The organism is Nostoc sp. NMS4, assembly GCF_017115095.1.
Lineage (GTDB): Bacteria > Cyanobacteriota > Cyanobacteriia > Cyanobacteriales > Nostocaceae > Nostoc.
Genome location: NZ_JABXKI010000251.1, coordinates 25,163 through 34,480 on the forward strand (window position 1 = coordinate 25,163; position 9,318 = coordinate 34,480).

8 protein-coding genes are annotated in these 9,318 nt (G+C 42.6%); 3 read left to right on the forward strand and 5 right to left on the reverse strand.

Features of this window, described 5'->3' with window-relative positions:
• Positions 1 to 179: 179 nt before the first annotated feature.
• The 3 genes from HWQ37_RS22555 to rsmI all read right to left on the reverse strand — a co-directional run bounded on the left by HWQ37_RS22555 (position 180) and on the right by rsmI (position 2,464).
• Positions 180 to 1,073 carry a general stress protein gene (locus tag HWQ37_RS22555; protein ID WP_292751035.1) on the reverse strand — a complete coding sequence of 298 codons (894 nt, stop codon included), beginning with the start codon at positions 1,071 to 1,073 and terminating at the stop codon, positions 180 to 182.
• A gap of 58 nt (positions 1,074 to 1,131) precedes the next feature.
• Positions 1,132 to 1,410: a GlsB/YeaQ/YmgE family stress response membrane protein gene (locus HWQ37_RS22560; protein ID WP_292751037.1), complete on the reverse strand. Its 279-nt coding sequence runs from the start codon at positions 1,408 to 1,410 to the stop codon at positions 1,132 to 1,134.
• Between the two features lie 193 nt (positions 1,411 to 1,603).
• Positions 1,604 to 2,464: a 16S rRNA (cytidine(1402)-2'-O)-methyltransferase gene (rsmI, locus tag HWQ37_RS22565; protein WP_292751039.1), complete on the reverse strand. Its 861-nt coding sequence runs from the start codon at positions 2,462 to 2,464 to the stop codon at positions 1,604 to 1,606.
• A 184-nt stretch (positions 2,465 to 2,648) separates the two neighbouring features.
• Between rsmI and HWQ37_RS22570 the strand changes: the two genes are divergently transcribed.
• From HWQ37_RS22570 to HWQ37_RS22580, 3 genes are all read left to right on the forward strand, one after another.
• Entirely contained in the window at positions 2,649 to 3,542 is an 894-nt protein-coding gene (locus HWQ37_RS22570) for a sugar kinase (protein WP_292751041.1), read from the forward strand.
• Positions 3,543 to 3,629: 87 nt separating this feature from the next.
• Complete coding sequence (locus HWQ37_RS22575) at positions 3,630 to 4,487, forward strand: 3'(2'),5'-bisphosphate nucleotidase CysQ family protein (protein ID WP_292751043.1); 858 nt, start codon at positions 3,630 to 3,632, stop codon at positions 4,485 to 4,487.
• A 391-nt stretch (positions 4,488 to 4,878) separates the two neighbouring features.
• The gene (locus HWQ37_RS22580; protein WP_194047264.1) at positions 4,879 to 5,193 is read left to right on the forward strand and encodes an RNA recognition motif domain-containing protein; all 315 of its coding nucleotides are present in this window, start codon (positions 4,879 to 4,881) and stop codon (positions 5,191 to 5,193) included.
• A 178-nt stretch (positions 5,194 to 5,371) separates the two neighbouring features.
• On the opposite strand, the gene HWQ37_RS22585 is transcribed toward HWQ37_RS22580, so the two are convergent.
• Both HWQ37_RS22585 and HWQ37_RS22590 read right to left on the reverse strand, forming a co-directional pair.
• Positions 5,372 to 5,809, reverse strand: a complete 438-nt coding sequence (locus tag HWQ37_RS22585) for a DUF6918 family protein (protein WP_292751045.1) — start codon at positions 5,807 to 5,809, stop codon at positions 5,372 to 5,374.
• 185 nt (positions 5,810 to 5,994) lie between these two features.
• A partial coding sequence (locus tag HWQ37_RS22590) for an efflux RND transporter permease subunit (RefSeq protein ID WP_292751047.1) occupies positions 5,995 to 9,318 on the reverse strand: 3,324 nt, incomplete at its 5' end.

Genomic DNA, 9,318 nt, shown 5'->3' on the forward strand with positions numbered 1-9,318 from the left:
AAGGGTAACTTTAGCGATCGCAAGCAACAAGCAATATTCATTCCACAGGAAAGTTGAGGTTTCAAAAGACAACCTATACCCATAGAACTATACAATACTAGTCTATAACAATACGCTAGTACTATAAATTATTAAGAATATGCACAATCACGATGTTTCCTAAAACCTGTTGATATTAACTAGAAATTGGTGATAACCTGGCGATCGCTTCTAGCTCCATCAAGTTCAGATTGACTATAAATACTAAAATGTTGAATCTTGTTACTCTCTAAAATAGCTTTTGCACCTGCTACATAGATATCAGTGCTTTTTAGTACTAATAGGTAATGACCAAGGGTCAGATGATGCTCATAATTTCTAACTAGCTCATCGGAGATTCCTAAAGGAATGTATTTATCTTGAGAACTGCTGATGTTTACCTCAAAAGTATCACTTAGGTTGCTTGTATTTTTAACAACTATTGATATTTGACTCATCGGGAAATCAGCAGTTCTCAGTTCAGTCAGCGCTCTTTCTGCATCTTGGCGGCTGTAAAAAATACCAAGTGCGTGTTTATAGCGGCTATTTGGGGTGGAGTATGGCTCAAAGACTCCCCATTGTTGAATCTCACGGCGATTAAAAATCCTCTTGGCGAGACGAATTTCTATATCTATACCGTTTACTATCACCAAATAGTAACCTTTACAAACAAGATCGCTATAACCCTGTGCTGGCTTTTCAGAAATTCCTAAACTTACGAACAAGCCAGGTAAACCACCTGCTAAACTGGTAGCGATCGCAGTTACTTCCGCTCCGGCTAAGATGACTGGGCCTATACCAGGAACTACCAATAAGTTAGCAAAACCGTCTAAAGCATTACTAGTAACGGCTCCAGCAGCATCTTCTGAGGATGTATTGCCAGTGTATTCTTTAATTTCAACACCAGCAATATCACTTTGTTCTTCTGTATTCCGTGCAATAACAGAAACCTTGTGCATCGGAAAATTAGCAGCTTTTAGTTCCTGAAGTACCAATTGTGCATCGGAATACCCAGCGAAAACTCCTATAGTTCTTCGCTCTTTTTCTAATGTCATTTTATCGGTTTATTGCAGTTAGAAGTGATTCCCAAAACTGTTAGCTAATTTGAGGTAATTACACAGCTCGACGAGTTAGTAAACCCCAAAGGAAAATCAGGATCATTGCACCAATAACAGCAAATAAAATGCTACCCAGAGACAAGGCTCCTACAGATGCGGCGGCTGCTGAACCACTTCCTAATAACACTTGACCCAAATAACCACCAAATACGGCTCCAAGGATTCCTAATATAATGGTAGAGATAATACCGCCACCTTGGGTTCCAGGATAAAATAACTTAGCTAACGCACCTGCGATTAAACCCAAAACCAACCAAGCAATAATGTTAGTCATATAATTTCTCCTTCACTGAGAATCTGCTTTGTTTGCATTTGACTATTTCATATTAAAGTTCGCCAACAGAATTTTCGATCTATCTAGAGAACTAATCTCAAAAATCTTTAGATATTTAAAGGAATAATTTCGATCCAAACGGATTTGATCTGATTTGTCATAAAATTTACCACCCGATGCTTTCGGGGGACTTTTAAGACTCAGGATTGAAGACGATAGAAAGAGCTAGTTGATAGAGTTGGCGACGGGGAAGGGAAGTAAATTTTGCTAACTGACGACTAGCTTGTGAGCGTGATATTCCTTGACTAATTAACTGCTTCAATTCGGCTTTCAATTCTTCTTCTGTGAGTTGGGGCTGACTTAGGGAAATTCCTGCTACTACTAATGTATATTCACCTTGGGGTTCTCGTTGGGTATAGTGAGCGATCGCTTCGGCAATTGTCCCCCGCCAAAATTCCTCATACAATTTAGTTAACTCCCGTCCTAGCACAATTTGGCGATCGCTTCCCCAAACTTCTGCTAAGTCTTGTAAAGTATCTCGCAATCGGTGAGGCGATTCATAGAAAATCAATGTGCGAGATTCTGTTTGCAGAGATTCTAAATGTTCTTGTCTCTGTTGACTTTTCGCCGGGAGAAAGCCTTCAAAGACAAACCTATCCGTTGGTAATCCAGCTGCACTCAAAGCGGTAATTGCTGCACTAGCGCCAGGAATGGGAACTACAGTAATTCCCGTCTGAATACAGGCTTTTATCAATTCATATCCAGGATCGGAAATTCCTGGCATTCCAGCATCACTTACCAGAGCGATCGCTTTATGATTAACTAAATGCTCTAATAATTCTGGGATACGGCTGGTACGATTATGTTCGTGGTAACTCACCTGGGGAGTCTTAACTTGAAAATGCTGTAGCAGTTTCCCTGTATGGCGCGTGTCTTCCGCAGCAATGATATCTACAGTTTGCAAAATTCGCACCGCCCGAAAGGTGATATCTTCCAGATTGCCAATTGGTGTGCCGACAACGTAAAGTGTTCCTGGTTTTGGATCGGTTTGCATGAGTAAGAATTAGGAGAGACGATTTGTAGAGACGCGATTCATCGCGTCTGTCTTTGTAGAGAAGCAATAAATCGTACAAGAGAGACGCGATAAATCGCGTCTGTACAAGAGAAATGCGATTCATCGCCTCTGTACAAGAATTAAAAATAATAATTTATGCACCTATACGAAACATATATGATAAATGGATAATCTAAAATCCAAAATCCAAAACCCAAAATCGAATCGTGGATTATTTGTAGGTTTAGTAACCTTAGATTTAATTTACCTGGCTGACTCTACCCCGAAAAATAATCAGAAGATTGTCGCTACTGACTATACTGTAGCCGCAGGGGGCCCAGCAACAAACGCGGCTGTAACTTTCAATTATTTAGGAAATCAGGCTACAGTCTTAGGTATAGTGGGTTCTCACCCCATGACACAGCTAATTCGAGGTGACTTGGCAAATTACAAAGTTGCGATCGCAGACCTTGAGCCTACCACTGATTTAGTACCGCCTGTATCTTCGATTATTGTCACGCAAGCCACGGGTGAACGAGCAGTGGTTTCGATCAATGCTCTCAAAACTCAAGCTAGCAGCGCATCTATTTCCGCAGATATTTTGCAAAATCTCGATATCGTACTGATTGATGGGCATCAGATGGCGGTTAGTTATTCCATAGCCCAAATAGCTAAAGCCAATAATATCCCAGTAGTAATCGATGGTGGTAGTTGGAAGCCTGGATTTGAGCAAATTCTACCCTTTGTAGATTATGCCATCTGTTCGGCTAATTTTTATCCCCCCAACTGCCAGACTGGAGAAGACGTTTTTAGCTATCTCAGTGGATTTGATATTCCTCACATCGCCATTACCCACGGACAAGAACCAATTGAATACTTCAGTGGCAAAAAAACTGGTATCGTAGATGTGCCGCAGATTCAAGCGGTTGATACATTAGGGGCGGGAGATATTTTCCACGGTGCTTTCTGTCATTACATTTTAAGGGAAAGTTTCACTGATGCATTGGCACTGGCTGCTAATATTGCTGCTGATTCCTGTAAATTTTTTGGGACTCGGCGCTGGATGGATTTAAAATAATTCGTAATTCGTAATTATTTAAACTAACTAAGTACCGCTGTGCTTCCCTAATCACGTTATACATATTTTTAGATCGGGTCAAATTTAATGAAAGACTTACAAGAAATATTAGCGATCGCTCGTGATATCGGTTGGGGTGCAGCAGATATACTGCGATCGTATTACCACGGCACTGCAAAAGACCCTGACTTAGAAGTACAATATAAAGAAAATGAACCTGTCACCGTTGCCGATGTAGCTGTGAGTCAATACATTTTGCAGAGGCTACAAGCAACTTTGGGTAACGAAGATTTTGCTTATATCAGCGAAGAAACTTATCAATCACCAAGTAGTAAACAAGCTTCTGCCCCTTGGGTATGGATAATCGATCCTTTGGATGGCACACGAGACTTTATTGAAAAAACTGGCGACTATGCAGTTCATATTGCCTTAGTTAAGGAAACACGCCCAGTTTTGGCAGTGGTGGCAGTACCAGAGGCTCAAAAGTTATATTATGCGATCAAAGGCGGGGGTACATTTGTCGAAACTCGTGATGGTTCTGTCCCTTTACAAGTGTCGTCGGGTAAACGAGTTGAGGATTTAACCTTAGTTGTTAGTCGCTCTCACCGCAACCAACGCTTAGATCGCTTACTACAAAACTTACCCTGTCAAAATCAGAAATCTGTCGGTAGTGTCGGCTGTAAAATCGCCACCATTGTCGAGCAACAGGCAGATATTTACATTTCCCTTTCTGGTAAGTCTGCGCCCAAAGATTGGGATATAGCAGCCCCAGAACTGATTTTAACAGAAGCTGGTGGTAAATTTACTCACTTCGATGGCACGCCGTTGCAGTATAACACTGGTGATATCAATCAATGGGGAGGTTTACTAGCTAGTAATGGTGAATATCACGAAGTCTTATGTAAGAAAGCAGAAGCCATTTTAGCCGAGTTTGACCAGAGCTAATGGGGCATTTGAGGAAGAATATTTTCTAATTTGCTTTTAAGATAGTATGGTATGATTAATTCCAGTACCGATAATAATCTTTACTCCTGAGTCCACAACTGAGTTTTCAAAACACTAACATACCTGGGCGATCGCTAGTTGATTCCCATTTCCTGTTAAAAGTGTAACTTTGATAATATAAGCAATAAAAGCCAGTCTACGGAAAGTCTGCAAACCTGCATTCAAGGTTTGATTTGTGAATAAAATTCACTATTAGACGATATTCTAAAGACTTAAGGCTGTGCTAGACTCATGGACATAAAGATTATTTTCGGTTGAGTAACTAGTTTTGATTTCCAAAAACCTTCTCTCCGAATTTAACTCTCTACACTCCCTGAATTCGGAGATTTCTATGTCAATTTACGTCGGAAACCTGTCCTATCAGGTTACAGAAGAGGACTTAAAGCAGGCCTTTGCAGAATACGGAACAGTAAATCGTGTTCAACTACCCACAGACCGGGAAACAGGCAGGCCGCGTGGGTTCGCTTTTGTGGAAATGGAATCAGACACACAAGAACAAGCTGCCATTGATGCACTTGATGGTGCTGAGTGGATGGGACGTGACTTGAAAGTGAACAAAGCCAAACCTCGTGAGGAAAGAAGCAACTCCTCTCGTGGTAGTTGGGGTGGCGGTAATAATGCCCGTCGCAACAATAATCGTTACTAAGTCGATTTCTGAAAATTTCACATTTGAGTCTCCAGCAGATAAAGCCAAAAGCCCAATTCTGCTGGAATATTTTAGTTTGTATCTAGCCTTAAACTAATCAGATGCAAGAGCGCCAGTCCAGTAGAAGTAATTGACAAAAAGTACAGTTTTTGCAGAAATTACGATCCTTTCCTTATGCTCAGACTTTAGTGTAATTACTAATGACCTTAGCTAAATCTGGCACTGCTTCTTCTACATGCTTTTTGGCTGAACCGCGAAGTTTTTCATAGGTTCCTCGCACGATTTGGCGCTTTGCATTCTTGACTCTCGCATCAGTAACACCCAATAGCGCGTCTGCCGTATCAGAGCGATTCGCACTCAAATATTCAACTGGGTCGCCTTTCTCTACGCCTTGACTCCAGATGGGATCGAGAGCGATAAAGCATTGCGGTAATATCTGCTCAACGACATAGGGAATGTACCCTGGCTTAACCCCCTTTAAAGCAGCGAAGGCAGTTTTCAAAGCGATGCCGCTCATGCCTGACTTGGATGCAAGCTGTCCTTCAATCATGTTGCAACAATCATCTATGACCATAGCCTTTTTAGTCGGGTTCAAAAGTCCGTCGCTAAGTCCCATTTCACTCTTCCTTATCTAAGTACTTAATTTCTATTCGACTAATTTTTTAGTAAGCAGGAAATTACAGAAAATGGTATCAGAGTTAATTGAAATTTGCTCAGTAAACAAGTTCGTAGTAAGAACTTTAATCCTGACTACGAACCCTCAAAACTAGACACTTTGCTAGAGAGACTTAAGAGCAAAAATCAGGTTATCCCATCCTCCTGAGACCTGAGTTGTGTCTCTGGCTGACTTGAGCCAGCAGGTAGAGCTTCATGTCTAGCTCCCGAAGTTCCATTTGGAGAATCTGGAGGATTTGAACCACCCGATCGCTTCCGAGGTAATATAGCCTGAGCCAAGCTCTTTACCAAAATATAGAGAATTGGCACTAAGAACAAACTCAAGAACGTCGAAAGCATCAATCCCCCAAACAGCGCTGTTCCTAAAGACCAACGGCTGCTGGCTCCAGCCCCTTGAGAAATTACCAAGGGCAAAAATCCTAACAGCGCTGCAAACGATGTCATTAAGATCGGTCGCAAACGTTCTTGTCCCGCTTTCACCGCCGCCCGCGTGTAGCTCATGCCCTGCTCATGCAGCTGATTGGCAAATTCTACAACTAGAATCGCGTTTTTCGCAGCTAGACCAATCAAAGTTACCAAACCTACTTGGCAATAGATATCATCTACCACCTTTGGAAAGAGGCTACCTGCCATGAAAATATTAGAACGTAGCCAAAGGGCTGTCATTGCTCCCAAGACTGCTAGGGGAACTGTCAGCAAAATAATGATTGGGTCAACGTAGCTTTCATACTGAGCCGATAACACCAGAAAGACAATAACGATCGCTAAGGCAAAAATCAAGCCCGTAGCTCCCCCAGATGTCTTCTCCTGGAGATAAGTCCCTGTCCACTCATAACCAAACCCTTGAGGTAAGTTTTCTGCTGCTAGTTGCTCCATCGCTTTAATCGCCTGTCCAGAGCTAGCACCAGGAGCTGGAGCGCCTTGTACTTTGATTGACCTGTACAAGTTGTAATGGGAGATGGTTTTGGGCCCGACAAAGGGAGTAATTTTTACTAAACTGCTCAAGGGAATCATCGTTCCACTGGCAGAGCGAACATACAGCTTGCCAATATCATCTGGATTAGAGCGGAAAACCCCATCTGCTTGCACATATACCCGATACTGTCGCTGTCCCTGCACAAAATCATTCACATATTGCGACCCCAAGTAACTTTGCAATGTCCCAAAGATGTCGTTGAGTTCGACATTGAGAGCTTTAGCTTGGTTACGGTTTACCTGAATGTCAAATTGGGGAGTATCTGCGGTGAACTGAGTGAAGACTCCTTGGAGAACAGGGCTTTTACGTGCTGCCCCGATCAATTTTTGAGCATTCTCAATTAGGGTTTCAATCGGCGCACTTCCGGTTTTGTCTTGAATGATAAACTCAAAACCACCCGTACTACTTAATCCTCTCACTGGAGGAGCATTCACTGCGATCGCTCTCGCATCTGTAATTGTAGAAAGCTTTTTGTTCAGCCTCTGAAGTATGCCATAGACAGACTGAGATTCTTCAGTTCTCTCTTTCCAGGGTTTCAGGTTAGCAAAGGCAATGCCCAAATTAGAAGCATTACCATCGAAACCAAAGCCACTGATCATAAAACTAGCTCTAACTTCGGGAGCCGATGTTATTTCTTTGACCACCTTGTTCATCACAGATTCGGTATATTTCAAAGAAACGCCATCAGGCCCCTGGACAATTACAAAGAAGTAACCCTGATCTTCTTCTGGAATAAACCCTGTAGGTACTGCTCTGTACATCAAAACCGTTGCGACTAAACCAGTGATAAAAACCCCAATTACAATCGGCTTGATATGGGTAAGGTAACTCACAAACCTGACATATCGCCGCGTGAACCAGCCAAATCCCCGATTAAACTGCGTAAAAAACCACCCCAAAGGGCCTTGTGGAGTCTGAGCAGGGCGCATGAGGATAGCTGCCATACTCGGAGAGAAAGTTAAGGCATTGAAGGTCGAGATGCCAATAGAGCAAGCAACGGTTAACGCAAATTGTTTGTAAACAATCCCAGTAGTACCCGGAATGAATGCAACTGGAATAAATACCGCCATGAGTACAAGGGAAGTGGCAATGATTGCCCCAGTTAACTCCTTCATGGCTTCGACAGCCGCTTCAAAGGGCCTCATGCCCTGCTCTAGTTTGACTGCAACTGCCTCGACCACAATAATGGCATCATCCACAACGATCCCGATCGCTAGGACGAAACCAAATAACGTCAGTGTATTAATCTGAAATCCTAAAACCAACAGAGCCGCACACGTCCCAATCAAGGAAACGGGGATCGCTACAGTCGGAATGATCGTGGTACGCCAGTCTTGCAAAAAGACAAAAATTACCAAAACCACCAGGATAATCGCCTCAACCAGAGTGTGCAGAACTTCTTCTAAAGAAATTTCTACAAACGGAGTGGTATCAAATGCTAACTGTGCTTTTAGTCCAGGTGGAAAACTTTTCTCTAATATTTTGATCTGGTTTTCAACAGCATGAGCAACGTTGAGGGCATTACTACCGGGAAGTTGATATATCCCCAAACCCACGGCTGGCTTGGGATCATTTCCTGGGATGGTGAATTTAGCATCAGCAAGATAGCTCTCTGCTCCCAGTTCCACTCGACCGATATCTCTGACTTTAACTAGGATGCTACTGGTGCTATTAGTAGTACTATTCGTCGTGCTATTAGTCGTGCTAGTAGTAGTGCTATTCGTGCCACCCGGACTCACCTTCAGCACCATATCCTCAAATTGAGCCGCATCTTTAAATCGACTGGTTGCCCGTAAAGCAAATTCAAAGCTTTGATTATCTGGTGCTGGTTCCTTACCAATTGACCCTGCACCCACCTGAATATTTTGTTCTTGCAGGGCAGCTGTCACATCTTGAGGAGTTAATTGATGTTGGGCAAGCTTGTTGGGATCGAGCCAAAGACGCATGGCATATTTGCGTTCGCCAAAAATCGTGGCTTTTCCTACACCAGGAAGCCGTTTGATCTGATCGAGAATGAACAGATCGACATAATTACTGATAAAAATGTTGTCATACTCATTATTATCTGAGTAAAACCCATAAACCAGCAGCAAACTGCTTGATGCCGTTTCAACGGTAACACCTGTTCGTTGAACAGTGTCTGGCAGTTGAGGTTCAGCAAGTGCTTGTTTATTTTGAACGTTTACTTGAGCAATATCGCTATTGACATTGGTTGGAAAGGAGACAGTTATATTGCTAGAACCATCATTACCCGTATTAGAAGATATATAAGATACATCTTTAACACCATTAATTTGTCGCTCAATAATATTGGTGACAGTATTTTCTGTTGTTTGAGCATCTGCACCAATATTGTTGGAGCTAACAGTAATTTGCACTGGGGCAAGGTCTGGTAGCTGAGAAATGGGAAGGATCGGAATACAGATGCTTCCCAGCAGCAAGATGATGAACGTGCAGACCGTCGTCAGGACTGG

What these genes read in the sequence shown, in the direction of transcription:
- HWQ37_RS22555 (WP_292751035.1), bottom strand. Translation starts at nt 1,073, where the DNA reads ATGACATTAGAAAAAGAGCGAAGAACTATAGGAGTTTTCGCTGGGTAT.
- HWQ37_RS22560 (WP_292751037.1), bottom strand. Translation starts at nt 1,410, where the DNA reads ATGACTAACATTATTGCTTGGTTGGTTTTGGGTTTAATCGCAGGTGCG.
- rsmI (WP_292751039.1), bottom strand. Translation starts at nt 2,464, where the DNA reads ATGCAAACCGATCCAAAACCAGGAACACTTTACGTTGTCGGCACACCA.
- HWQ37_RS22570 (WP_292751041.1), top strand. Translation starts at nt 2,649, where the DNA reads ATGGATAATCTAAAATCCAAAATCCAAAACCCAAAATCGAATCGTGGA.
- HWQ37_RS22575 (WP_292751043.1), top strand. Translation starts at nt 3,630, where the DNA reads ATGAAAGACTTACAAGAAATATTAGCGATCGCTCGTGATATCGGTTGG.
- HWQ37_RS22580 (WP_194047264.1), top strand. Translation starts at nt 4,879, where the DNA reads ATGTCAATTTACGTCGGAAACCTGTCCTATCAGGTTACAGAAGAGGAC.
- HWQ37_RS22585 (WP_292751045.1), bottom strand. Translation starts at nt 5,809, where the DNA reads ATGGGACTTAGCGACGGACTTTTGAACCCGACTAAAAAGGCTATGGTC.